33 protein-coding genes and 1 tRNA gene are annotated in these 23,194 nt (G+C 56.4%); 22 read left to right on the top strand and 12 right to left on the bottom strand.

The window, feature by feature from the left end:
• Positions 1–52 precede the first annotated feature (52 nt).
• The 10 genes from VGA14_RS06050 to VGA14_RS06005 are packed head-to-tail and all read left to right on the top strand — an operon-like array spanning position 53 to position 6,843.
• On the top strand, positions 53–751 hold the full coding sequence (locus tag VGA14_RS06050; RefSeq protein ID WP_331002854.1) for a 50S ribosomal protein L18: 699 nt from the start codon (positions 53–55) through the stop codon (positions 749–751).
• Positions 748–1,365 carry a 30S ribosomal protein S5 gene (locus VGA14_RS06045; RefSeq protein ID WP_331002853.1) on the top strand — a complete coding sequence of 206 codons (618 nt, stop codon included), beginning with the start codon at positions 748–750 and terminating at the stop codon, positions 1,363–1,365. Before VGA14_RS06050 ends, VGA14_RS06045 begins: the two co-directional genes overlap by 4 nt.
• A 5-nt stretch (positions 1,366–1,370) precedes the next feature.
• On the top strand, positions 1,371–1,829 hold the full coding sequence (locus VGA14_RS06040) for a 50S ribosomal protein L30 (RefSeq protein WP_331002852.1): 459 nt from the start codon (positions 1,371–1,373) through the stop codon (positions 1,827–1,829).
• A gap of 59 nt (positions 1,830–1,888) precedes the next feature.
• Positions 1,889–2,323, top strand: coding sequence for an uL15 family ribosomal protein (locus tag VGA14_RS06035; protein WP_331002851.1), 435 nt, complete (start codon positions 1,889–1,891; stop codon positions 2,321–2,323).
• Positions 2,304–3,734, top strand: coding sequence for a preprotein translocase subunit SecY (gene secY / locus VGA14_RS06030; protein ID WP_331002850.1), 1,431 nt, complete (start codon positions 2,304–2,306; stop codon positions 3,732–3,734). The genes VGA14_RS06035 and secY overlap by 20 nt, the downstream gene beginning before the upstream one ends.
• Positions 3,721–4,302: an adenylate kinase gene (locus VGA14_RS06025; RefSeq protein ID WP_331002849.1), complete on the top strand. Its 582-nt coding sequence runs from the start codon at positions 3,721–3,723 to the stop codon at positions 4,300–4,302. Before secY ends, VGA14_RS06025 begins: the two co-directional genes overlap by 14 nt.
• The gene (locus tag VGA14_RS06020; protein WP_331002848.1) at positions 4,299–4,892 is read left to right on the top strand and encodes an EMC3/TMCO1 family protein; all 594 of its coding nucleotides are present in this window, start codon (positions 4,299–4,301) and stop codon (positions 4,890–4,892) included. Before VGA14_RS06025 ends, VGA14_RS06020 begins: the two co-directional genes overlap by 4 nt.
• 1 nt (position 4,893) lies before the next feature.
• Complete coding sequence (locus tag VGA14_RS06015) at positions 4,894–5,475, top strand: AAA family ATPase (protein ID WP_331002847.1); 582 nt, start codon at positions 4,894–4,896, stop codon at positions 5,473–5,475.
• Positions 5,476–5,477: 2 nt separating this feature from the next.
• Positions 5,478–6,533: an RNA-guided pseudouridylation complex pseudouridine synthase subunit Cbf5 gene (locus VGA14_RS06010; RefSeq protein ID WP_331002846.1), complete on the top strand. Its 1,056-nt coding sequence runs from the start codon at positions 5,478–5,480 to the stop codon at positions 6,531–6,533.
• A gap of 55 nt (positions 6,534–6,588) precedes the next feature.
• On the top strand, positions 6,589–6,843 hold the full coding sequence (locus tag VGA14_RS06005; RefSeq protein WP_331002845.1) for a hypothetical protein: 255 nt from the start codon (positions 6,589–6,591) through the stop codon (positions 6,841–6,843).
• A gap of 8 nt (positions 6,844–6,851) precedes the next feature.
• On the opposite strand, the gene VGA14_RS06000 is transcribed toward VGA14_RS06005, so the two are convergent.
• Positions 6,852–7,010 carry a hypothetical protein gene (locus VGA14_RS06000; protein ID WP_331002844.1) on the bottom strand — a complete coding sequence of 53 codons (159 nt, stop codon included), beginning with the start codon at positions 7,008–7,010 and terminating at the stop codon, positions 6,852–6,854.
• Between the two features lie 84 nt (positions 7,011–7,094).
• On the opposite strand from VGA14_RS06000, the gene VGA14_RS05995 reads away from it, so the two are divergent.
• Positions 7,095–7,192: transfer RNA gene (locus tag VGA14_RS05995), tRNA-Ser, on the top strand.
• Here VGA14_RS05995 and VGA14_RS05990 read toward each other — a convergent pair.
• From VGA14_RS05990 to VGA14_RS05975, 4 genes are read right to left on the bottom strand one after another with little or no spacing between them, the layout of a single operon-like run.
• Positions 7,174–7,872: a CbtA family protein gene (locus tag VGA14_RS05990; protein ID WP_331002843.1), complete on the bottom strand. Its 699-nt coding sequence runs from the start codon at positions 7,870–7,872 to the stop codon at positions 7,174–7,176. The genes VGA14_RS05995 and VGA14_RS05990 overlap by 19 nt on opposite strands.
• Position 7,873: 1 nt before the next feature.
• On the bottom strand, positions 7,874–8,104 hold the full coding sequence (locus tag VGA14_RS05985; RefSeq protein WP_331002842.1) for a hypothetical protein: 231 nt from the start codon (positions 8,102–8,104) through the stop codon (positions 7,874–7,876).
• Positions 8,104–8,460 (bottom strand): DUF6659 family protein, encoded by a 357-nt coding sequence (locus VGA14_RS05980; protein WP_331002841.1) that lies wholly within the window; start codon positions 8,458–8,460, stop codon positions 8,104–8,106. The genes VGA14_RS05985 and VGA14_RS05980 overlap by 1 nt, the downstream gene beginning before the upstream one ends.
• Positions 8,461–8,492: 32 nt before the next feature.
• On the bottom strand, positions 8,493–8,846 hold the full coding sequence (locus VGA14_RS05975; RefSeq protein WP_331002840.1) for a hypothetical protein: 354 nt from the start codon (positions 8,844–8,846) through the stop codon (positions 8,493–8,495).
• A 95-nt stretch (positions 8,847–8,941) separates the two neighbouring features.
• On the opposite strand from VGA14_RS05975, the gene VGA14_RS05970 reads away from it, so the two are divergent.
• From VGA14_RS05970 to VGA14_RS05925, 10 genes are read left to right on the top strand one after another with little or no spacing between them, the layout of a single operon-like run.
• Entirely contained in the window at positions 8,942–10,267 is a 1,326-nt protein-coding gene (locus tag VGA14_RS05970; RefSeq protein ID WP_331002839.1) for a YcaO-like family protein, read from the top strand.
• Complete coding sequence (locus VGA14_RS05965; RefSeq protein WP_331002838.1) at positions 10,252–10,938, top strand: TfuA-like protein; 687 nt, start codon at positions 10,252–10,254, stop codon at positions 10,936–10,938. The genes VGA14_RS05970 and VGA14_RS05965 overlap by 16 nt, the downstream gene beginning before the upstream one ends.
• A gap of 3 nt (positions 10,939–10,941) precedes the next feature.
• Entirely contained in the window at positions 10,942–11,508 is a 567-nt protein-coding gene (locus VGA14_RS05960; protein ID WP_331002837.1) for a cob(I)yrinic acid a,c-diamide adenosyltransferase, read from the top strand.
• 28 nt (positions 11,509–11,536) lie between these two features.
• Entirely contained in the window at positions 11,537–11,668 is a 132-nt protein-coding gene (locus VGA14_RS05955) for a hypothetical protein (RefSeq protein ID WP_331002836.1), read from the top strand.
• Positions 11,669–11,671: 3 nt separating this feature from the next.
• A complete protein-coding gene (locus VGA14_RS05950) occupies positions 11,672–12,229 on the top strand; it encodes an HD domain-containing protein (RefSeq protein ID WP_331002835.1) in 558 nt (185 codons plus the stop codon).
• Entirely contained in the window at positions 12,229–12,552 is a 324-nt protein-coding gene (locus VGA14_RS05945; protein ID WP_331002834.1) for a hypothetical protein, read from the top strand. Before VGA14_RS05950 ends, VGA14_RS05945 begins: the two co-directional genes overlap by 1 nt.
• A 34-nt stretch (positions 12,553–12,586) precedes the next feature.
• Positions 12,587–13,828, top strand: coding sequence for a TIGR00300 family protein (locus VGA14_RS05940; RefSeq protein WP_331002833.1), 1,242 nt, complete (start codon positions 12,587–12,589; stop codon positions 13,826–13,828).
• 28 nt (positions 13,829–13,856) lie between these two features.
• Positions 13,857–14,231, top strand: coding sequence for a peptide-methionine (R)-S-oxide reductase MsrB (gene msrB / locus VGA14_RS05935; RefSeq protein WP_331002832.1), 375 nt, complete (start codon positions 13,857–13,859; stop codon positions 14,229–14,231).
• Positions 14,228–14,509, top strand: coding sequence for a hypothetical protein (locus VGA14_RS05930; RefSeq protein ID WP_331002831.1), 282 nt, complete (start codon positions 14,228–14,230; stop codon positions 14,507–14,509). The genes msrB and VGA14_RS05930 overlap by 4 nt, the downstream gene beginning before the upstream one ends.
• Positions 14,494–14,628: a hypothetical protein gene (locus tag VGA14_RS05925; RefSeq protein ID WP_331002830.1), complete on the top strand. Its 135-nt coding sequence runs from the start codon at positions 14,494–14,496 to the stop codon at positions 14,626–14,628. The genes VGA14_RS05930 and VGA14_RS05925 overlap by 16 nt, the downstream gene beginning before the upstream one ends.
• Here VGA14_RS05925 and gatB read toward each other — a convergent pair.
• The 6 genes from gatB to VGA14_RS05895 are packed head-to-tail and all read right to left on the bottom strand — an operon-like array spanning position 14,625 to position 20,051.
• Positions 14,625–16,055 (bottom strand): Asp-tRNA(Asn)/Glu-tRNA(Gln) amidotransferase subunit GatB, encoded by a 1,431-nt coding sequence (gene gatB / locus VGA14_RS05920; protein WP_331002829.1) that lies wholly within the window; start codon positions 16,053–16,055, stop codon positions 14,625–14,627. The genes VGA14_RS05925 and gatB overlap by 4 nt on opposite strands.
• Positions 16,055–17,476 (bottom strand): Asp-tRNA(Asn)/Glu-tRNA(Gln) amidotransferase subunit GatA, encoded by a 1,422-nt coding sequence (gatA, locus tag VGA14_RS05915; protein WP_331002923.1) that lies wholly within the window; start codon positions 17,474–17,476, stop codon positions 16,055–16,057. The genes gatB and gatA overlap by 1 nt, the downstream gene beginning before the upstream one ends.
• A 12-nt stretch (positions 17,477–17,488) precedes the next feature.
• Entirely contained in the window at positions 17,489–17,758 is a 270-nt protein-coding gene (locus VGA14_RS05910) for an aspartyl/glutamyl-tRNA amidotransferase subunit C (RefSeq protein WP_331002828.1), read from the bottom strand.
• Positions 17,759–19,090 carry an aspartate--tRNA(Asn) ligase gene (gene aspS / locus VGA14_RS05905; protein WP_331002827.1) on the bottom strand — a complete coding sequence of 444 codons (1,332 nt, stop codon included), beginning with the start codon at positions 19,088–19,090 and terminating at the stop codon, positions 17,759–17,761. It abuts the gene before it with no gap.
• Between the two features lie 32 nt (positions 19,091–19,122).
• Positions 19,123–19,629, bottom strand: coding sequence for a hypothetical protein (locus VGA14_RS05900; RefSeq protein WP_331002826.1), 507 nt, complete (start codon positions 19,627–19,629; stop codon positions 19,123–19,125).
• A complete protein-coding gene (locus VGA14_RS05895) occupies positions 19,578–20,051 on the bottom strand; it encodes a hypothetical protein (RefSeq protein WP_331002825.1) in 474 nt (157 codons plus the stop codon). The genes VGA14_RS05900 and VGA14_RS05895 overlap by 52 nt, the downstream gene beginning before the upstream one ends.
• A gap of 257 nt (positions 20,052–20,308) precedes the next feature.
• Between VGA14_RS05895 and VGA14_RS05890 the strand changes: the two genes are divergently transcribed.
• Positions 20,309–21,349, top strand: coding sequence for a formate--phosphoribosylaminoimidazolecarboxamide ligase (locus VGA14_RS05890; protein WP_331002824.1), 1,041 nt, complete (start codon positions 20,309–20,311; stop codon positions 21,347–21,349).
• Here the strand turns inward: VGA14_RS05890 and VGA14_RS05885 are convergent.
• A complete protein-coding gene (locus VGA14_RS05885; protein ID WP_331002823.1) occupies positions 21,342–23,177 on the bottom strand; it encodes a CFI-box-CTERM domain-containing protein in 1,836 nt (611 codons plus the stop codon). The genes VGA14_RS05890 and VGA14_RS05885 overlap by 8 nt on opposite strands.
• Positions 23,178–23,194: the final 17 nt, after the last annotated feature.

Below are 23,194 nucleotides of genomic sequence, written 5' to 3'. Positions count from 1 at the left end.
TGCTATAGAATTTTTGGACCCCTATCGCATTGAAAAGGGTGAATGATACTAATTGACTTTTGCACGTACTCTCAAGAGGATAAGGCTCGACAAGACCAATTACCGAAAGAGGGCCGCCGTCATAATCGGCAGGCACTCCTTTGTCACCGTCCGGGTTACAGACCAGAACGTATCAACGCAGGTGATAAAAACCACGCCCACGGGCGACCTGGTTATAGCTTCGGCGCACAGCCACGAGCTGGCCAAGCACGGCTGGAAGGGCGCCACTAACAACCTGCCTGCGTGCTATCTGACCGGCCTGCTTCTCGGCAAGAAGGCGCTTGAGAAGGGCACGGGCAAGGCAGTGCTGTACATCGGCAAGGAGCACTTTACCACCAGGGTCGCCGCGTGCGCCAAGGGCATCGCGGACTCGGGCGTCGACATACCGATATCCGAAGAATCGGTGCCGCCAGAAGCGAGGATAGCCGGACAGCACATCGCAGACTATGCAAATTCGCTCAAGTCAGACGAGCGGGAATACAGCTCTCGCTTTTCGGCGCTCTTGAAGAACGGCTTGAAGCCCGAAGACTATCCGGCCCACTTTGAGGAGGTAAGGGCCAAGATCTCGGGCAAGCCCGCAGAGCTAAAGGCGCCCAAGGAGCCCAAGGAGAAGAAAGAGGTCCCCAAGAAGGAAGCCAAGCCAAAGGGCGAGAAATCCCCCAAGAAAGAGGCAAAGACAGGTAAGAAGGTTAAGGAAGGCAAGAAGAAGTGAGTCGCTTTTCAAGGCAGGAACAGCAGGTAGAATGGAAACCGAGGACGACGCTTGGCCAGATGGTTCTGGCAGGCAAGATAAACTCGATGGACCAGATCTACGAAAACGGCCTAAGGATACAGGAATCAGAGATAGTCAAACACCTACTACCCGACATCAAGAGCCAGGTGGTCCACGTCGGCATAGTCCAGAAGCAGACCGACGCCGGCGAGATGACGCGCTTTAATGCGCTCGTCGCAGTGGGCAACGAGGCAGGGTGGTTCGGCATCGGCAAGGGCAAGGCAGCCCAGATGAGGATGGCAATAGACAAGGCCACAAACGCTGCCTACCTCAACGTCATACCGGTAAAGCTCGGCTGTGGAAGCTGGGAGTGCAGGTGCAACCAGCTGCATTCAGTGCCGTTCAAGGTAAGGGGCAAGGGCGGCAGCGTCGCTTTAGACATCATTCCGGGCCCAAGGGGACTTGGCCTCGTCGCAGGCGAGAACATCCGCAACCTGCTAAAGATGGCAGGGCTGAAGGACGCATGGACAAAGTCGTTCGGTTCGACTAGCACCATGTCGTCGACTACAAAGGCGATTTTCAACGCGCTGAGAAGCACGTACAGCGTGGGTTGATGGTCATGGCGTATCTAGTTGTCAGAATCAAGGGAACGGTCAACATTCCCACGTGGGCGAGGACCACACTTGACGGCCTCAACCTCGACAAGCGCTTCCGCGCAACATTGGTTCCAGAGACCGCAGAGTCTCTGGGTATGCTGAGGAAGGTCAAGGAAGTCGTCGCATGGACAAAGGCCGACTCTGCCATAGTGAAAGAATTGCTGGAAAAGCGGGGCAGAAAGGCAGGCTACAAGCCAATAACCAAGGGCGACCTGCCCAAGGAGTACAATAGCATCGACGATCTCGCAACAGCGATTGCAGACAACAAGGTGGCGATGTCCAAGATAGAGGGCCTGAAGCCATGGTTTGCGCTATCGCCCCCTAAAGGCGGATTCAAGAGAAAGACAAAGCAGCAGTACACCCAGGCAGGCGTTCTCGGCGACGACAAAGAGCTGGCCGAGATTGTAAAGCGGATGCTCTAGTAAGACTTAATTAAGGTGACAGCAGAACGTGAATCAATTCCAGCACAACAGTGATAATTATGGCTACCAGATTTAGAAAGAGCAGGCGACAAAGAGGCAGCAGGTACTGCGGCTGGGGCCAGGTAGGCCAGCACAGGCAGGCTGGAAGCCGCGGAGGCATCGGCGGCGCTGGCAAGCACAAGCACTTTTTCATAAGGACAGTCATTGAGGAGCCTGACCACTTTGGCCATGACCCTTTTAACTCTCTCAACCGCAACGTCGTGAACAGATGGCTGAACGTGCGCGACCTGGACGCGGTCTTTGCGAGCCACGGAAAAGAAGAGAGTGGCAAAGTCGTCCTGGACCTGAGCTCGCTTGGGTATGACAAGTTATTGGGCGGAGGCAGGATCGGCGGCGCATACACTGTCAAGGTGGCCAGGGTCTCCGAGAAAGCCAAATCAAAAATCGAGGCCGCAGGCGGCGAGGTTATCACCGATGAGCACGAAGCAGAATGAGAGCGGGCTTAGGCGCATCATAAGGAGCGCTTCTGCCTATGTCCCGCAGGTCCCAAAGCCCAAGAAAAAGATCACGCTAACGGAGAAGTTCGTCTGGTCAGGGATTGCACTCTTTGCGTACCTGATAATGGGGCAGATCCCGCTCTACGGCGTAACGGACGACCCCCAGTTTGACTTTCTTGCATTTGCCAGGGTCATTTTCGCCGCACAGCAAGGCACGCTTATGGAGCTTGGAATCGGGCCCATAGTTACAGCAGGTTTGCTCATGCAGCTCTTGAAGGGCTCGGACCTCATCAGGCTCGACTTCAAGAACCCCGACGACAGGTCGCTCTTCACGTCAGCGACAAAGATAGTCACGATAATAGTCATAGTTGCAGAGGGCGGGTTGTACGGCTTCTCAGTCTACGGCCCGCTTGTTGCACATGCGGACATAATCCCCGTAGTCATTGCCCAGCTGATCTTTGCGTCGTTTCTCGTCATGCTGATGGACGAGATGGTGCAGAAAGGCTGGGGCGTTGGTTCCGGGCTGTCGCTGTTCATCATGGCCGGCGTCGCCCAGACGATACTCTGGAGTGTGTTCTCGCCGCTGCCTGCTCCCGACGGGCCCGTAGGTGTAGCGCCCTTTTCCATTCAGGCCGGACTTGACGGCCACATACAGGACGCCGTCTTCCGCTCGGGCCAGCTCCCAAGCATCTTTGCACTCTCCCTCACGATTGCGATCATACTCATCCTCGTGTATATCGAGGGCATCCACGTCGACATACCCATCGTATCGACCAAGTATAGGGGCTTTACTGCAGTCTACCCCATCAAGCTGCTGTACACGTCAGTCATTCCTGTCATTCTGGCCTCGGCGCTCATAGCAAACGGCATATTCATGGGCCAGATGATGTGGGCCAACTACAACCCCAACAACACCAACCCGCTGTTCAATTGGATAGCGCAGTTTGACGCAGAGCAGCAGCAGACGCCCACAGGCGGCATACTGTACTACATTACCGGCCCGCGCAGCCTGGAGGCGATGGTGGCCGATCCCATACGCGCGGCAGTGTATGTAGTGTTTTTTACAGCCATAGTCACGGTATTTTCGAGGCTTTGGGTGGAGCTTGGCGGTCTTTCAGCAAAGAACGCTGCCAAGAATCTTCTTGACGCCGACGTGCAGGTACCGGGCTTTAGGCGCTCAGAAGGCTCTGTCGAGAATCTGCTCAACCGCTACATACCGTCCCTCACGATAATATCCGGTGTTATAATCGGACTTCTCGCGGCGCTGTCTGACATGCTTGGGGTCTTTGGATCTGGAACAGGCTTGCTCCTCATGGTCAACATCATGGTGAGCTACTACCAGACGCTTGTCAAAGAGCAGATAGACACGTACATGCCCAAACTGGCGGCCCTCCTTGGCAGGAAATAAGCGCGCGATTATAGTCGGGATACCCGGCGTCGGCAAAACCACGGTCATAACCCGCGCCGCGGAATTATTGTCAAAGCACGACGCGACTGTCGTCACGTACGGCACACTGATGTTCGAGGAGGCACAAAAGCTCGGCGTCAAAGACCGCGACGAGATGCGCAGGTTGCCGGTTGAAAGGCAGCGCCAGTTGCAAGAGTCGGCCGCGCGGCGCATAGCCGGGATGGAAAACGACATCGTGATCGTGGACACGCACCTTTTCATAAGCACTGACGAGGGTCATTACCCGGGTCTTCCGATGCGCCTGCTTACTATAATGAACCCCACGAACCTCATAATGGTGGCGGCAGACCCGGCGCAGATAGCGGAAAGGCGCAAGAACGATCCCACCCGCAAGCGGGACGAGGCATCGGCCGAAGCCATTAAGAACGACCTAGACATCTCAAAGATGATGCTTGCTTCGTGCTCGGTGCTGACAGGCGCGCCCTTTGCGGTCGTGCTCAACGACGACGGCAAGGTTGATGAAGCGGCAGAAGTGATAGCAAGGATACTTGGAGCTGGACCGAAATGATTGACTTTGGAAGCATAATATTGCAGTTTTTCGCGCCGCAATACACCCGGAACCCGATATTCCCCGACATGATATCGGCGTCTATTGTCGCGCTAATGATAGCCGTTGTCATGAGCTTTGGCTTCGCAATGTTGCGCAAAAAGACCACGGACATCGAGCGCACGAACAAGATAATGAAAGAGACAAACGAGTGGCGCAAGGCCTACACCGACGCCGTGAAAAAGGGCGACAAGCCCCGGATTGAGGAATTGAAAAAGAAGCAGGCCTACGTCAACAAGTTGGCGATGGAGGTGCAGCAGCAGCAGATGCGCCCCATGTTCATCTACATGATACCGTCGTTCATGATATGGATATTCGTCTTCCCGGCAATATTTGGCCAGGTGGTGAACATGTCGCCCATTTTCATACCGTGGATAATGTGCAGCGAAGAGGACGTAGCAAACCACCAAGAGCTTGACGATGATGGCAACCCCAAGGGTGCCTGCGTCGTCCCGGGAGAGGTGTACCTGTGGGGATGGTTCCTGCTAACGTCGTTTGCTTTCTCTGGCATCGTGGCAAGGGTGACCAAGACCGGCATGCCGGGCATGTGACATGTCAAGGTTTGGCATCGTAATATCGGGCTGGCCGGCTGTTGGCAAGACCACGATAGCAGGCGAGCTTGCTTCCGAGTTCGGGCTTGTCACCTACAACGGTGGCGACATACTGAAGATGCTCGCCCACGAAAAGGGCTACTCGAACGCCACTTCCAGGGACGACTGGTGGGACACGCAGGAGGCCAAGAAGTTCATGGATGAGCGCAAGCGTGACCCGACCTTCGACAAGAAGGTGGACGGGAGGCTTGCAGAGATACTGAGAAATGAGAGAGCGGTCATCACGAGCTACACGCTGCCGTGGCTTGTAAAGGACGACAGCGTGATCAAGTTCTGGCTAAAGGGCTCCCCCCGCAACAGGGCTTCAAGGATGGCAAACCGCGACGGCATAACGGTCGAAGAGGCGGAGAAAATAGTCAGCTTGCGCGACGCGGAAAATGTCAAGATATACTACAGCCTTTACGGCTTTAACTTTGGCGAGGACCTGTCTGTCTTTGATTATGCGCTCAACACTGACAGGCTAGACCTTGACGCGCTTGTAGAGGTGTCAAAGCTTATTGTCAGGCGGCAATCGGGTCGGTAGCGATGTTGCCGCAGCTTGAAAACCTAGTTAGGGTGGACGACGACGTCACCGACGACAAGTACGGCCACTACCCAGACAAGCGCCCAATAGACGTTTTGCTGCAGTACGGCCTTGTGCTGGTGGACAAGCCGGCGGGCCCCACCAGTCATGAAGTCGTTGCGTGGGTCAAGCGCATCTTGGGTATCGAAAAGGCGGGGCACTCGGGGACGCTTGACCCCGGCGCTACAGGTTTGTTGCCGTTGGGCCTCGGCGAGGGCACCAAGGCGCTCGGCGTCCTGCTTATCGGCCCAAAAGAGTACTATGCCCTTGCGCGGCTCCACACGCATGTGCCTTCAGAGCGAGTGAAGAAAGTCATGGACGAGTTCACCGGCGAGATATTCCAGCGGCCGCCTCAGCGCTCGTCGGTCAAGCGCGTGACCAGGGTTAGGACGGTCTACGAGTTTGATTACCTTGAAGACTATGACAGGCTGGTGCTCATGCGCGTGCTGTGCCAAGCAGGCACGTACATACGTAAGATAATCTACGACGTGGGCGAGGTCCTGTCGCCGGGGGCGACTATGGTGGAGCTCCGGCGCACGCAGGTGAGCAACCTGCACGAGAGCGACGGCTTTGCGAGGCTCCACGACCTTGCTGATGCCTACCAGCGCTTCAAGGAGACCGGCGACGAGGACAAGCTGCGCAGGCTGGTGCTCCCGATAGAGAAATGCCTTGAAGGCATCCGCGGGGTAACCGTGCGTGACACGGCTGTCGACGCGCTGTGCCACGGCGCACCACTGGCCGTGCCGGGGGTGGTCGCGGTGCCGGGCAACCTGAGGGCGGGCGAGCTTGTCGGCGTCTATTCGCTCAAGGGCGAGATAGTGGGGCTCGGCGAGGCCGCAATGACGCGCAGTCAGATAGAGGAGAGCGCCAAAGGCGTGGCGTTTGTCATGAAGCGCCTGATAATGAAGCCCGAAACGTATCCAAAGGCATGGCGCTCGAGGGGCGAGCATGCGGTAGCCCCCGAGAGAGCGGCGCCCGAGGTTGACCTGGGCAAGCTGGAAAGCGACGATGACTTTTAGGTTGTTTTGCCCCGAAGAAAAGATTATCAGGTTGCACCCCGTACCTCTGCGGAGCGTGGGCTCAAAAACGCTCGGGGACACGAAGAGCGCGGACTATTGCACAGTCCTCAAAAAGGCCCTCCTGGAGGCGATGGACATTTTCGGCGAGGATTCCGTCACTGCGATTGTTATGGCGCTCAAGGGAAAATACAGCATAAAACTCGGGAGCCCACCGTGCTCGTCGATTGAAGAGATAGAGGCGACATTTTTCGAGATAACGGGCACAGGCGTGGACATCATCGCGAGCAGGATGCGCTCCTTCATGTGGTGAAAAGAAAGTTAGAGGGTCTCGCCAATGCCGGGACGCTTGCGTTCCAGCTTGGCAATGTTCCTTGCAAGGTTCTCCATAGTCCCGGGGATGTGGCACTTGCACATGCAGTCGTCGCAGTCCGCGTGGCGGGAGCCCTTGCAGCTTTCTGAAAGCCCCTGATTACTCAATTAACGATAGAAAAGCCCAACCTCAATTTTTGTCTTTGCCAAGGCGCTGAAATATATACAGAAGTGCGCAAAGCGATTGCGGCTGCCGGGGTCGCCTAGCCTGGGAGGGCGCAAGCCTGGAAACCAATCCAGCCAGCTTGTGACCTGTAAAGGTCCCGAGGGTTCAAATCCCTCTCCCGGCGCCTTTCTTCTCCTCTCTTTCCAACAGAGCGCCGGTAAGTATCCCAAGCGTAAACCAGAACGCGGTCATGCCCGCTGCTGTAGCGGAACGCCAGGCGCCCAGAAACACCTTGTCGTAAAACTCGGGCTCGGGAAGGCCCGGAAACACCACGAACAGCCCTGCAGCAATCGCAAGGTAGGCGCCGGCCGCCCCGGAGTACCAGTTCTTTCTCCCCGTCTTGACAAACCCCACCGCGGCGCCAAGGGCGGCAAGGCCGGAGCTGGCAGAGTAGCCGGCAAATAGCGTCGTGTACTGGCCGGCGGCCGCAGGATCAAAGAGCACATCGGGCACGAGAGGATATTTCAGAGTAGGCATGACGTAAAGAGAAAACCACGCAGCGCCGGCCACCGCAAGGGCCAGCAGGAAGGCGCTTTGGCCCCGCTTCATGTAAACGGCCGCGACCAGAGCGCCTCCTCCGACCCCCACGACTATCGGAAATCCGGCTCGCCAGAAATGCTGCGCCTGCAGCGCCGAATCTATCTCCTCTTCGACGTAGAGGCCTTCTGCAAGTTTCAGGTTGACATATTCGTATTCCAGCTCGTTCACGTAGGGTCCGGCCACAAGGTAGTTGATAGCGACAAGAACTGCAGCGGCCACGACGCCGGACGCTATCGAAAGCGCAAAGGCCCTGCCTGTCTGCACATTACAGCTCCTCGTCAAGCTCCTCTATAGCGGCGGCCTTGGATATCTCGTGCAGCCGCATAGCGACTATTCTGTTGTACTCTTTTTTGTTTAAGACGCCCCGCTCGTCAAGCATCTCGACGAGCGCGGTAAACCTGGCGCTCAGCTCCTCCATTTCGCTCAGTTCCTTGCCTGTTATTTTTCGCGGCGGCACCAAGTCGTCGTCCTCGTGCGCCCTGCGTCGTTTTGGCATCAGCGTACGAGTTCAAGTATCCTGTTTATTATTCTGTCGTGTGGGCGGTCCTTCGCCATAGACATCAAAAGGAAATTGCCGCTTTTCAGCGGAAAGGACGCTATCTTGATCTTTTCCCTTTCAGAAAACGAGTAGATGGTGGCCCCAAACTCGCTGTCAAACTCTTGGCGCATGGCATTTCGTAGCGCAAGCTCGACGTAAAGCTTCCTCATATCCTTGATGGATTCTAGCGGAATGATGCCTTCCCGCATGCCGCCGGCTACGAGCTTCCCCATCTTGTCTATCACGCCGGCAAACCGTATGGATTGGTCGATTGCAAAGACCTCCTTGCATAGTTCGTCGAATTCGGCAGGCAACACTCAGGATAGACCCGATGGCCTAAAAAAGCTTATTTCTTCTTGGGAAACTCGCGCAGGTCGGTTCCCGAGCACCGTTGGCACGTCTTGGGCTCGGCCTCTACGAGGTAGCTGACGTAGTAGCACGTGGCGCACTGTATCCTGAAAAGCGACGACGCAGGCTGTATGCTGTCGCCGTTCTGCCTGAGCACTTGCGCTGAGATAAGATTATCAATAACCGGCGACATCAGCCGGCCCAGCTCCTTTGAGTCATAGCCCCGGTAGCGCAGGTAGAGACTCACCAGCTCGTCGGCGATGATGCTTCTTGTAAGCTGGGTCCTGCCCTTGCTGGCTTGCTTGAAAATGTGGTCGCGCAGGTACCATTCAAGCTCCCTTGACGTGTCCATGTGCAACGATGAAAAAGGCAGGGTAAATAATCGTTGAGCCGCGGGCTTCATTTCCGTGCAAAGATTGATATGAACTTGGGCGATCATTTTGTTCGGTGGTCTTGGAGCTTCAGAGCAGGAAAAAGTGGACCTCAAACGGCACTTCGAGGATCAAGCCTGCGCATGAAACATTGCAAAAGGTCGTGCCGCTTGCAAAAAAGATAGGGGTCACGCGCCTTGCAGACATCACCGATATGGACGTCCTCAGGATACCAAACTACTCTGCGGTGTTGCCAGGCACGGAAGACTACATTTGGGTGTATAGCGGAAAGGGCCCGACGCGCGAGCACGCGATGGCAAGCGCGCTCATGGAAAGCATTGAAAGGTATTCTTCGCTCCCGGCAGGAGGGCTCCGGAATTTCGTGCGCGAAAGCTATGCAGAGCTATCAAAGACGCACGACGTGCTGCACCCTGACGAGATAGTTGAGCCCACGCGCTTTGAATACAGGAATAACATGCTGATGGATTTTGTCGCGGGCTTTGACCTTGAGACTGGAAAGGAAGTGATGGTGCCGGCGACGATAGCGCTATTCAGGTACAACCCCACGCCGCCGGCGGTCAACCCGTTCTCGTATTTCCACACAAACGGCCTTGCCTCTGGAAACGTCATGGAAGAGGCCGTTTGCCACGCGCTGTGCGAGGTGATAGAACGCGACGCCATGAGCATCGCAGAACTTCGCGCAAGCGCGATCCCTTTCCACATACTCCGCTACATAGCGCACTCGCTCAACGCTTCTGGCATGCGTGTTTCGCCGATACAGGCAGACAGGTTCGTCGACGACCCCGGCATATTCCCCGAAGTCGACCTAACCGGCGTCGATTTTGAGCCGGTGCAAAACCTAGTAGCCCACTTTGAAAGGGCGGGCATACCGCTCATAATAAAGGACATCACGTCTGACATCGGCGTTCCGACGTTCAACGCGTCGAGCATCGAGTGGGTGACGCACGACTACGGCTACCTTGCAGAGGGACACGGCACGCACCCTGACGCAAGGATTGCTCTCTTGCGGGCGATAACTGAGGTGTCACAGACTCGCGCCGCAAACATCCAAGGAGCCAGAGACGACTTGCGCAAGATAAGGTACGGCGAGAACAACACCGACGACAAGCGCGCGTGGCAGTTCACGCCCTCCAAAGAAATGGTCAGGTTCTCTGAAATCAGGACGTACTTCCACGAGGACATACTGGACGACATCAGGTTCATTAGGTCAAGGCTCGCGGTGGCCGGCCTTGGCCGCGCTATCATAGTAGACCTGACAAACCCGGAACTTGCCGTGCCTGTAGTTCGCGCAATAGTGCCGGGATTGGAGACATTCAAGATAACAAAGTCTGTTATGGGCAGACGCGCAAAGGAGTGCTTCGGGCAATGGCAAAGCCGATAATATTCATAGGGCCTTCATTGAGCCACGAAAAGGCAAAGGCAATATTCCCTGACGCAGAGTACAGGCCGCCAGCCAAAAAGGGTGACTTATTGAGGTTGGCGGTAAGCCCCAATGTCGGGATGGTGGGTCTGGTCGACGGCGTGTTTCTGCAGGACTACCCACCCAGCCCCATTGAGGTGTATCAATTGGCGCGACGAGAGGGCGTGTTTTTGGCGGGCGCGGCAAGCCTCGGCGCGCTGAGAGCAGTCGAGCTTGAGAAGTTCGGCATGGTTGGGATAGGAAGGGTCTTTGAACTCTACAAGAAAGGCAAGGTGGATGCCGACGACGAGGTGGCAGTCACGTTTGCTGACAGCGATTTCCACATCCAGTCCGAGGCAATGATAGACATCCGCTACAACCTGTACCTGGCGCGAAAACAGGGCGTCATTTCAGACATCACGAAAAGGGCGATAGCAAAAGTCGCAAAGGGCATCTACTTCCCGCACCGCAACTACCAAGACATCATCGATGAAACGAAGAGGAGGCACCCGGAGATGGGTGACATCGAGAATTTCCGCTCGTACATCGCGCAGAACCGAAAGAGCCTGAAGGAGATGGACGCAATAAGGCTCGTCCAGTTCTTTAAGGAAAAGTCTGAAGCTAGTCTTAAATCACCTGCGCCGCCATCCTAGCACGTGAAGATATACACCAGGACCGGAGACAAGGGCGAGACCGGCCTCATAGGCGGCAGGCGCGTCGGCAAGAACGACCCGAGGATTGTCGCGTATGGCGCGGTCGATGAGCTGAACTCCGCGATAGGTCTTGCCATTTCTTCGCTGCGAAAGGAGACGTTTTCCGATCTTGCAGGCGTGCTTACAAAAGTGCAGCACGACCTGTTCACAGTGGGTTCCGATCTGGCAGACCCTGACTACCCGGATGGCAAGCGGAGCACGCCGCGCGCAAAAGAAGGCATGGCGGCAGGGCTCGAGCAGGTAATCGACAAATTCGAGCAAGAGCTTGACCCGATAACGTTTTTCATACTCCCCGGCGGGAGTATAGAAGCGTCGATGCTGCACCTGTGCCGCGGGGTGGCAAGGCGCGCCGAGGCTGCCGCCGTTGCGCTGTCAAAGGCGGATAAGATAAACCCCGCGGTGATCGTTTACCTCAACCGGCTTGCGGACCTGCTGTTCGTGGCGGCGAGGTTTGCAAACAAACGCCTCGGCGTCTCCGACGTGGCGTGGGCCAAGCCGGAGAAAGATTAAATGCTCATTGAAGGCTTTATTGAACAAGTTGGGACAGGTACGCAACGTGCTTTTGATACTTGCAATAACGGCAGGAATGGCGCTGGCCACCACAGCGATAACGTTTGTATTTGACCTGCTTCCGGGTGTCGCAAACGCCGTTGCAATCCTGAAGGGCTGACCCATGACAGATTTTCAGCCGTTCTTTGACGCAGTCCTAGGATTAAAGACGGTCAACAGGGCCGGCTGGGCGGCAAAGGCGGGCATCAAGAATCCCGAGTCGGTCGCGGACCACACGTTTTCCATGTGCGCCATAGGCATGGCACTCTCTGACATTATGGGCCTTGGCACCGAGAGAGTGTTGAGGATGATAGTATTGCATGACCTTGCAGAGTCAGTCGTGGGCGACTACATGCCCGGCGAAGTCGCGGCAAGAAATAAAATAAGGCAGGAAAAAAAGGCGATGAAAAAGATCCTGTTAGATCTGCCGGCTAAGGTCAGAACGGATTATGAAAAGGCGTGGCGGGAATATCTGCAGAACAAGACAAAGGAGGCGCGCTTTGTGCACCGCATCGACAAATTAGAGATGGCGCTGCAGGCTGCACGGTACAGAAAGGACGGCCGCGCAGGGAAATCGCTGAAGCAGTTTTTCGAGTCTGCGCGCAAAGCGGTCACGACTGACGACGACCTATTGACTGACATCCTAAAGTCTTTAATGCCGGCGCCATCCAGAGAAAAATAATGCAGTATTTCACGGCTCTCAAGATGGGCGAAAAGCGGGTCAGGGCGGCACAGGACCTCCTGACTAGATACGCGGGCCACGCCATGCCGGCGCTTGCGCTCAAAGACAACAAGGACAACAAGTGGGAGCCTGTGGGTGAGGAGAACCTTTACGCCGTCGTCAAAGAGGAGGGAGGCTACATGATTGCGCTGTGCGACAGCAAGGGCATTGCAAAGTCAATCGCCCAGTGGTTCACCGAGGACACGAAGAACGAGATTGTCGGCAAGATGAAGGCCGAAAATAACATGCATGAGTATTTTGGCAAGCTGTCGCTGCCGATATAACTTTATTAGCTGAAAGCAGTTATCGTGATTAGCTTTGGCACGGCGCGAGCAAGAGATCGAGGTCAGGGGCCACCTCATTGACTCGATGATATTAACGAGGATATTTGACACCGTCATGGACCTCAAAGGCGACTTCCAGGTCCTCGAGTTCACGATTGGCAAGAGGAAAAAGGACGCCAGTTACGCCCGCCTGCTAGTCAGTGGCAGGGACGGCGAGCACCTTGAGAGCATACTTGAGGCAGTCTACCGCGAGGGCGCGCAGCCAGTCTTCGTGCAGGAAGTGCAGCTGGAGCCGGCGCGAAAGAACAGCGTTATGCCTGACGACTTTTACAGCACCACGAACAACCCGACGCAGATCTTCTACCGCGGTTCGTGGATAGACGTCCAGAACATGATGATGGACAAGTGCATCGTGCTTGACACGAGGAAAAAGGCCGCCGAGTGCAGGATGATCCGCGACGTGCAAAAAGGCAACATGGTTGTTGTTGGCGAGCGCGGTGTAAAGATAACGCCGGTTGAGAGGCCCAGAGAAGGCGTGGACATTTTCCAGTTCATGTCAAGCTCAAGCTCTAGCGAGCGGCCGACGCAGCACATCGCCCGCAAGGTGGCAACCGACATTTACAACACCAAGAAGGAGGGCGGCAAGATTATCGTCGTGTCGGGGCCGGTGCTGGTGCACTCGGGGGCGTCAGAGGCCCTTGCGCGCCTGATAAGGATGGGATACGTCGACGGCCTGCTTGCGGGCAACGCGATTGCCGTGCACGACGTTGAGAACGCTCTGCTGGGCACGTCGCTTGGCATGCATGTAAAAGACGGCACGCTTGCTGTCAGGGGTCACAGGAACCACATGCGCGCAATCAACGAGGTGTTCAAGTCTGGCGGTCTCACAGCAATGGTGGAGAAAAAGATCCTGAAATCCGGCGTGATGTACGAGTGCGTCAGACATAACGTGCCATTCGTGCTCGCAGGGTCTATCCGCGACGACGGGCCCATACCCGATGTCGTGACCGACATCGTAGAGGCGCAGCGCAGGTACAAAGAAGTGTTAAAGGGCGCCAAGATGGTGCTGATGTTTTCCACGATGCTCCACTCTATAGCGGTCGGCAACATGCTCCCGTCGTCTGTAAAGGTGGTGGCAGTCGACATCAGCCAGCCGGTAGTCACAAAGCTGGTGGACCGGGGCACGGCTCAGGCAGTTGGCATAGTTACCGACGTGGGCGCGTTTTTGCCCCTCGTCGCAGACCACCTAGAACGGCTGTCCGGCAAGCGCAAATGATAATACGCCAGCAGGGCAAAGTTAGGGCATGAGCGATTACGATCATCTGACGCCTGAAGAGCGCGAGGTGTGTTGGAACAAGGCCACCGAGCGCCCGTTTTCAGGTAAGTACTGGGATTGCCACGAAAAGGGCGTATACAAGTGCGTCGCATGTGGGGCCGAGCTTTTCAAGTCGGACACGAAATTCGACTCGGGCACCGGCTGGCCCTCGTTCTGGGAGCCGGCAAAAGGCGAGAACGTCAAGGAAGAAACAGACACCAGCTACGGCATGGTCCGGACAGAAGTCATATGCAACAAGTGCGGCGCGCACTTAGGGCACCTCTTTGACGACGGGCCAAACCCCACCGGCATGAGGTACTGCATAAACTCGGTCTCGCTAAAGCTGGACAGTGAAGAGAAATGAGCTGGTCAGAGTGGCTAGACTTTGACAGGGCCGGAGTCGACAAGGTTCCCGAAGAGGCAGGCGTGTTCATGATGCATACAAGCATGAAGGTGCACTTCATAGGCGGGAGCAACAACATGCGCAAGTCGCTTGCAGAACTGCTGGGCGAACCGTGCGCGAGAAATGCCAAGCGTTTCCACTACATGCCCACGGCGTCGTATGGCGCCGAAAAGGACAAGATGATAAAAGAATACGCGGACAATCATCAGGGCAGGCTGCCGCTTTGCATGGAAAAATGATGTTAGTCCGGTGCTACACCTGCAACAGGGTGTTTGACGTCGACAAAGACAAAGAGAGAGAAGAGGCGCTCGAGCACAGCAGGGCCTGCCACGAGATGACGCAAGGCTTTCGGGCCTAGATTTCCAGCTTCTTGCGTATGAGTTCTAGCGCGGCCTTGGGGTCCGCCCTGCCCTTTGTCTGCTGCATCACTTTTCCGAGTAAAAAGTTGACGGCAGCGGGATTCTTTTTTGCGTCCGCGACTGCTGACGGTTCTGCTGAAAATACGGCGTCAACTGCCTGCCCAAGCGCGCCTGTGTCGCCTATCCTTGTCACCTGCGAGTTCTTCGCAACGTCTGAGGGCATCTCCCCGGTTTCGACGACCTGTGCAAGTATCTGCTTGGCAGTGGCGCGGTTAACAGTGCCATCTTCAACGAGCTTTACCAGGTCTGCAATGTGCGCGGGCCCTGCTTTTATTCCCGACAGAATCGAGCGGCCTGCTTCCTTTTCTTTCTCGTCCACAAAGCCCATCAGGTCGGTGACGAGCCAGTTCGCAATCTCCTTTGGCGAGTCGCGTATCTTGGCTGCGGACTCGAAAAAGTCGGCAAGCTCCTTGTTGTCTATCAGCACGGAAGCAACGTGGGACGAAAGGCCCATCGACTCAAAGCGCGCTTTTCTGGCGTCAGGGAGTTCGGGCATCGACCCTTGCAATGTTTTTGTGAAATCTCTGCCAAGCTCTACCGAAGGCACATCCGGCTCTGGGAAATAGCGATAGTCCTGCTCCTCTTCTTTTGAGCGCGATTCCTTTGTAACTTTCCTTGCGTCGTCCCAGTGACGCGTCTCTGCCTTCACTTCAATGTCGCGAGATACCATAGTCTTTTGGCGCGTCATTTCATACTTTAACGCTTTTTCCACGTCGGCAAACGAGTTCACGTTCTTTATCTCTACCCTGTTGCCTCCGGCCACCGATACGTTGGCGTCGCACCTGACTGCTCCTTCAAGGTTCGTGTCGCAGATCCCCAGGTGCTCGACTATAGATTTTACCTTGTTCAGAAAATCCCGGACGTCATTTGGGTCGGCAAAGTCCGGCTCTGTGACAATCTCGACTAGAGGCACGCCGGCCCTGTTGTAGTCGACAAGAACGTAGAGGCTCTTTTCCATGCTCCCGCCCTCGTAGACCAGCCGGCCCGGGTCCTCTTCTAGCTGGACACGCCTTATCCTTGCGGATTTGTCGTCGTAGTCGAGCTTGCCGTCTACACCGATGCTGGTTATCCCGTACGCGTTGTACTGTGTCAGCTGGAAGTTCTTTGGCAGGTCGGGGTAAAAGTAGTTCTTGCGGTAGAACATTGTTTCCTCCGGTATCCTGCAGCCAAGCGCAAGTGTGATCATGCCGGCAAACTCCACTGCCCGCCTGTTCAACAACGGCAGCGTGCCGGGCAGGCCCAGGCAGACCGGGCATGTATTGGCGTTGGGCTCGCTCCCGCGGTAGTTGCACGGGCAGGGGCAAAACAGCTTGCTTGCCAGGCCGGTGAGCTGGCAGTGTATCTCAAGCCCTATCTTGACTTCCATCAGAGATCCGGGCTCCCCCGCACATTTGCGGCCGATTCAAACACGCCTGCAGCGTCAAAGAGCGTCTGTTCGCAAAATTCGTCGGCCATCAGCTGCAGGCCCACAGGCAGCCCTGCGGCAAACCCTGCCGGCACGGAGATCGCAGGCACTGCTGCAAGGTTTGCGACGACGGTGTCCACGTCTACCAGGTACATCTTGAGCGGGTCGTCAAGCTTCTCTCCTATCTTGAAAGGCAATATCGGCATCGTTGGGCCGGCAAGCACGTCGAACTTCCCGAAAAGCGATTTTAGCTCCTTTCTTATTATCGAGCGCACCTGCTGCGCCTTCAGGTAGTACTTGCCGTAATAGCCTGAAGACAAAACGTATGATCCCGTTATTATCCTGCGCTTTACCTCCTCGCCAAAGTTGCCCCGCGTATGAGAGAAGTACGAGTTCCACTCGTAGCCGTCCGGGCTTGCATCAAATCCGTAGCGCATGTTGTCGTACCTTGCCAGGTTGCTTGACGCCTCTGCCATCGCTATCGTGTAGTAAGAGGCAAGCGCGTACTTCACCGATGGAAGCGACGCCTCTTCGCACTTGCATCCCTCCTTTGCAAGGGTGTTGACCGCGTCATAGATTATCTTCGATACCTGTTCGTCTGCGCCTTCGATGAATTCCTTGACAAGGCCTACGCGGAGCGGCCGCTTTTTGCCCGCGCCGTAGGACTGCTTGCCTGCGGCAGTTGTGTGGTCGCGCTCGTCAAACCCTGATATCACGTCGAGCACCGACGCCACGTCGGCGACCGTCCTGCCGACCGGCCCCACCTGCTCCAGACTGTTTGCGTAGGAGACAAGCCCAAACCTGCTCACGAGGCCGTACGTCGGCTTTAGGCCCACCACGGAGCAAAAGCTTGCCGGGCACCTCACAGAGCCCCCCGTGTCGGAGCCAAGAGATACTGCGCATTCAAGCGCAGCCACGCTTGCCGCGCTGCCGCCCGAAGAGCCGCCAGGCACGCGGCTGGTGTCCCACGGGTTCCTTGTCGGCCCGTGCCGGCTGAACTCTGTCGTCGAGCCCATCGCAAACTCGTCCAGGTTGACCTTTCCCACGATTACAGCGCCGGCGTCCTGCAGCTGCTTGACAACGGTGGCGTCATATGGTGGAACATAGTTGTCAAGCATCTTGGACGCGCAGGTGGTCCTGATGCCCTTTGTGGATATGTTGTCCTTTATCCCGACCGCGACACCGGCGAGCGGGCCGGCATCTTTGCCATCACGTATTTTCCTGTCAAGTGAGCGCGCCTGCTCTATCGCGTTCTTGTTGACGGTGATGAACGCGTTCACCTTGGGCTCCACCTTCTTTATCCTCTCAAGTACCTGCTGGATGTATTCCTCGGCTGAAAACTCGCGCTCTGCGACCTTTCTTGCGACGCTTACAGCGTCCAGTTTGTACAGCAGTTAGACCATCCTCGGGCCCTTCACAAAGCCGTCCTTGCGGTTTGCTGTGCCAAGCGCGTCAGAGCCAAACGCCTGCGCCTCGTCGGGCCGGAGGTCGACATACTTTTTCCTTGCCCTTATCGGCTCAGCCTTTTCAAGCTCAATCTTGTCAAGCATGCCGAGATACGCGATTATCTGCTCTATCTGCGACGTGTATTTTTCCAGCTCGTCGTCTGAGAGATCCATCCGGGAGAGCCAGCCAAGATGCCTTACATCGTCCTTGGTCACCATCTACGGCGCCAGCCTGTCGATGTCCCTCGGATAAAAAGTCGCATCGCGAATGTTCTCTATCCCTACAAGCGCCATCAAGAGCCGCTCGAGGCCTAGGCCAAAGCCTGCGTGAGGAGGCACGCCGTAGTCAAAGACGCGCAGGTGATAGTCAAACGCGTCCGGCTTTAGTCCCTGCTTTTGCATCCTCTCGACCAGCTGGTCCTTGCGGTTTATCCTGGTACTGCCAGACGACATCTCTAGCGACCCGTGCATCAGGTCAAACGACTCGCACACCTTGGGGTCTGCACCGGGCTTGACGTAGAAAGGCTTTGCCGAGGTCGGCCAGTCGACTATAAAGTAAAAGCCGCTCATCCTTTCGTCGGACAGGCTTTTCAGTGCCTGCGGCGAGATATCTTCGCCCCACTGAACATGCTCACCGGCCTCCTGCAGTTTGTCGATGAGGTCGGAATACGCGTACTTTGGGAACGGAAGTTCGAGCGCAGGCATCTGGACTTCGAGCAACTTCAGGTCGGAGGCGTTGCGTTCCTTGACAGTATCTACGATGTTTACTATCATGCGCTCAAGAAGCGAAATGGTGTCTCTATAGTCTGAAAAAGCCTGCTCGACGTCTATCGACGTGGCTTCCGACAGGTGGCGGTTCGTGCGCGAAGGTTCGGCCCGGAATATGGGCCCTATCTCAAAGACGCTCTCAAACGCCATGGTCAGCTGCTCTTTGTAAAGCTGGGGGCTCTGCGCCAAGAACGCCTCCCTGTCGTAGTAGAATATCGGGAAAAGCGCTGCCCCGCCTTCCGTGGCAGTGGCTATCATCTTGGGCGTGCTGACTTCGATGAACTGCTGGCGAGCAAGGAACTCCCTGACGGCGTTTACGACTGTCTGCCTGATTCGGAACACCGAGCCCAGGTAGTTCCTGCGCAGGTCGACTGCCCGGAGGTCAAGCCGCGTGTCGATTCCTACAGGCGAGCTCTTGCCCTGCGTCATGAACGGCGGAGCCTTTTTTGCAATAGAAAACGCGCGGATTTCGAGCGGCACTATTTCTGCCCCGGTCGGGGCCTTTTCCTGCGGCCTCACCTTGCCCCGCACGCCTACCGAAGTATGTTCTTTTACCTCCTGCACAAGCGAGAACAGTTCGTCGCCCACCTCGCTCTTTTTCGCAGTCACCTGCACCTCGCCTTGAAGGTCCTTGATGATTATGAACTGGATGTTGCCGTGGTCCCGGACGCTCGACACCCACCCCATGACGACGACCTCGCGGTCTGCGATCGAGGGGCCGACCTGTGCGGAGTAGTGGGTGCGCCTCCACTGGCCCAGATCCTCCTCTTTGAGGGTTTCCAAATTAAACAGAGCGTGTTGGATGAAAGAGGTTATTAATTTAACCGTAGGACGTGCTCGGCTATTCTATCGGCTATTTGCTGCGCCTTTTCCTTCTTGACGACGCCCGTGACGAAGTGTGGCTTTCCCCCGCCCCTGCCTTCGGCGCCGGCGACCTCGCGGAACACCTTGTTGCAGTCTATGTCCATCGCTTCATGTCGCGCAAGTATGAAATATGTCGTTTCCGACGCACTAGCGTTTGCAAGAACTGCCACGGTGTTCGCAGCCGTTATCTTGTCACCGGCAAACTCTAGCAGCGCCTCGTCTGCAAGCCCAAAAAACGCGCCCTTTATCACCGCTACCTTGCCGTTTGAAATAGGTGCAATCCCGTCCAGCTTTTCCTTGCTGAGCGCCTTTAGCTTTTTGAAGTTGACCTCGCCCTCTGTTCTGGCTTTCCTTGCGGTGCTTTCGACCGTGTTCGGGTTTGCGCCCAGCTCCTCGCACACCTTCATCATTTTTGCAGACAGCGCAACCGCCGCGTCCTTGGCATCCCGTCCCACCACAAAGTCGACCTCGTACTCGCTCCCGCTCTTTGAGAGCCTCGTGGCAAGGAAGAATTCACACTCGCGCAGGTTGGAAGCATATGGTCCATTGCGCACGCAGCCACATCGTGGTCCTCTATCTCCACGACCCGCACCTCTCCAGAAATCCGCTCCTCGTTTGCGCGAAGAGATGGGTTGTGTTTTCTTGCCCCCTCAAGCGACGGGTACGTCCGCGTGGTGACACTCCTGCCTTCTGCAATCAGCGCGTTGACCATGATCTCCGCCTTTACAACAGCGTCGACGTCAAGCTGCGGGATGACTACGAACGCGGTGTTGTCGTCCTTCTTGTGCTCGACTTTTCTTACCCTGAGCGTCTGGCCGAGGACATTTTGCAGGGCGCCGATAAAGGCGTGCTCGGCCGTGTGCGCTGCTCTCGAGTCCACGCACCTCTGTAAGGCCTGCCGGCAATAATAGGGTCACGCTATCTTTGTTTTCATTATGTCAAAGGTTCAGCCGTTGACCATACATGGTTAGAAGTAGGAACACCATTCCACAGCTGCGGCGTTGTATCCCGACTGCACCAACAGGGTAGTTAACGACTACATGGTAGAGAGCGGATCTAGGTACAGGCTCGACCTCTCCTAATGACCATATTTTTTCGACAACGATTTTAACCTCCGGCCCTGCAACCAACATTATCTTGGCAAAGGGCAAAGCTGTTACCATCGCGACCCTAGGTTCGCACTGCGCGCTGCAGGTGTTAAAGGGGGCAAAGAACGAGGGTTTTAAAACCCTGCTGGTGTGCGAGAAAAAGCGCGCCGGGCTGTACGAGAGGTTTGGTTTTATCGACAGCATGATTCTGGTCGACAGCTTCAGCGAGTTCCTTAACGACGGCGTCCAAGCCAAGCTGAAAAGGGCAAACGCCGTTCTTGTCCCGCACGGCACTCTGATATCGCAGATGTCAAGCGACCAGATAGAGAAGATAGACACACCCATATTCGGCAACAAGTGGATACTGCGCTGGGAGGCCGACAGGGGGCTGAAGCAGAGGCTAATGGAAGCGGCGGGGCTGAGGACGCCAAGGCCGGTGGTGTCAAAGGACGACATAGGGGGACTCTGCATCGTCAAACTGCACGGGGCAGCAGGTGGAAGGGGGTACTACCTTGCGTGGGACCGCCAGAGCTTTGAAGAGGGCGCAAAGAGGCTTGTGCAGCGGAACATGATAAAAGGCGAGCAGGACCTCTACATACAGGAGTTTGTCAGGGGCGTTCCTGTTTACCTGCAGTATTTCTTTTCCCCGCTCACAAAGGAGCTGGAGCTTTTGGGCGTCGACAGACGTTACGAGTCTGACATCGACGGCATGGGACGCATTCCTGCCAGGCAGCAACTCGGGGCCGGAGGCGAGCCCTCCTACACGGTGGTCGGCAACATACCGCTTGTGCTACGCGAGTCGCTCCTCGATGAGGTCTACAGGATGGGCGAGGGATTCTGCAGGGCGGCAGAGAGGCTCGTCAAGCCAGGCATGCCTGGCCCGTTCTGCCTCGAGGGGGTCTACGACAGCGAGGGACACTTCACGACATTCGAGTTTTCGGCAAGAATAGTTGCTGGGACAAATCTATACGTGGACGGCTCGCCGTATTCGGACCTGCTTTACGACGAGCCGATGAGCATGGGCCGCAGAATAGCCCGCGAAGTGAAAATGGCGAAAAAGAAGGGTCGGCTCGCCGATGTGGTCACCTAGTCCACGCTGCTTTGGCCAGCCTGGCTACTGCAAGCGCCGCCGCCCCTGCCGCCGATATGACAAAGGCTGACGCGGCGAGCTGTAGCGCGGCCGCAGAGGCAGCCTGCAGCGCTAGCGCGGTCGCGGCAAGTGATCCTGTTGCTACAAAGAGAACCACAAATAGCACCCTTGCACTGACGCGCTTTTTGCCTGCAATCATAGCAGCTGCCGCGGCAGGTGAGACGTAGACCGCGCCGATGAGCGAGCTTGCGACGGCTCCGGCGAGAACGGTTCCAGCCTCGCCTCCGCCCAAGGCGGCAAAGGCCTTCTCTGACGCAATCAGTATCCCAAACAGCGGGTAGATGGCCGCTTTTACGGTGGCCTGCAGCCAGGGCTGGTCGCGCTCATAGTCGGCAACCTGCGGGCTGAATGAATAATAGATTGTGTTGAACGTACCCATGAACGCCGAGCCGGAGGCAGACTGCATTATGTAGTGGTCGCGAAAAGTCCGCAAGAACTGCATCTGCGGGGTGAGCTCTGACCCGAATGCAGCGGTAGCTATCAGGCACCCTGACGGCTGCTGCGGCGGCTCCACCGGCCCCGTGCCCCGCAGCACGACAATGTCCAGCTGGGCGCTCTCGCTCCCGCCGTTGATTTTCTCCGCGGCAAGCCTGTACGTGCCGGGCTCGGCAAAAGTGTACTCGTGAGAGAATATGCCCTGATTTGACGACAGGTGCTGCCTGTGGACCTCGCGGCCCTCCTTTGTAAGAACAAAGTCAAAAGAGGCGTTCCGGACAAGGTCTGTAGTTGCAGGATCTTGGATGTTCATCGCGAAGGTCGTCAGGACGCCGGTCTCTATCACCTCCGGTCCCCACGCAACCTGCCAATCGTACTTTTCAGTCGTAGACAAAAGGTCGAGTGGGAATTTCGGAATGGTGGTGGGCAGGAGCACAAAATCCATGCTGTTGCCCTTTGCGGTCTCTGCGATGCTAGATAGCCTGTTGCTGTTCAGCACATAGTGCACCACACGGGTGTTCGGGTAAGAATAGTCGTCGATCAGTACGTCGCCGGGAGCAAGGTCGCGGCCGTTTATTGTGCCGGAATAGCCGTTTGACTGCAGGTTCTCTATGGCTTTCGGGAACTCTACTTCCATGTGCACGAGCTGCACCTGGCTCACGTACTGCGAGCTCCAGTCAAACAGCATGGAAAACGCCAGCCTGCCGCTGTTCTGGTCGTATTCAAGATTGTCCACGTCGGCGTAGTAAGTCTTGATCGATATCGTCTGCGGCCGCTGCTGCGTCTCGACCTCAAACTCTTGCGTCTTTGAAATGCTGACGTACAGGTCAAACGTCCTGTCCTGTTCCAGCTGCAATCCTGTGCTGGTTTTTTCAAGCGTGACTGCGACGTGGTAAAGGCCGCCGTCTGCAAGTATCCTGCTCCTCACTTCTGCAGGGTTGTCCTGGCTCACCTGCACGGGCTCTCCCGATGCCGGCCGACCGTTGACCTGCGCGGTCTGGATTTCGTCGGGTATCAGGTTTGCGACAACGAGCCCGTCTGACGAGCTGAACCTCTGGTCCAGCAGGACCTCGTTCTGCAGCCTGACTGTCACCCTAAAGTCTGTGCCGGTAATGGTCGAGTTAGTGGCCGGCTCGTGAGCCCTGACGGTGAACACGGGCTGGCCCCCCTGCACGCCTTCGATGTAAAACGGCGAGAGCGTGGTCTCTACCGACACCTGCTTTCCCGATATGACCACTGGAATCGACTCGTCAAAGCCAAGGCCGTGCCCGTAGGCGCTCGGTACCGACATGATTAGAATGACGATCATTACGGGGATAATGCAACGCTGCACGGTCAAAACAAGCGCAA

It is taken from the genome of Nitrososphaera sp. (assembly GCF_036397675.1).
Classification (GTDB): domain Archaea; phylum Thermoproteota; class Nitrososphaeria; order Nitrososphaerales; family Nitrososphaeraceae; genus Nitrososphaera.
The sequence above is the reverse complement of the archived record's forward strand: the minus strand, read 5'-3'. Positions and strand labels throughout refer to the sequence as shown.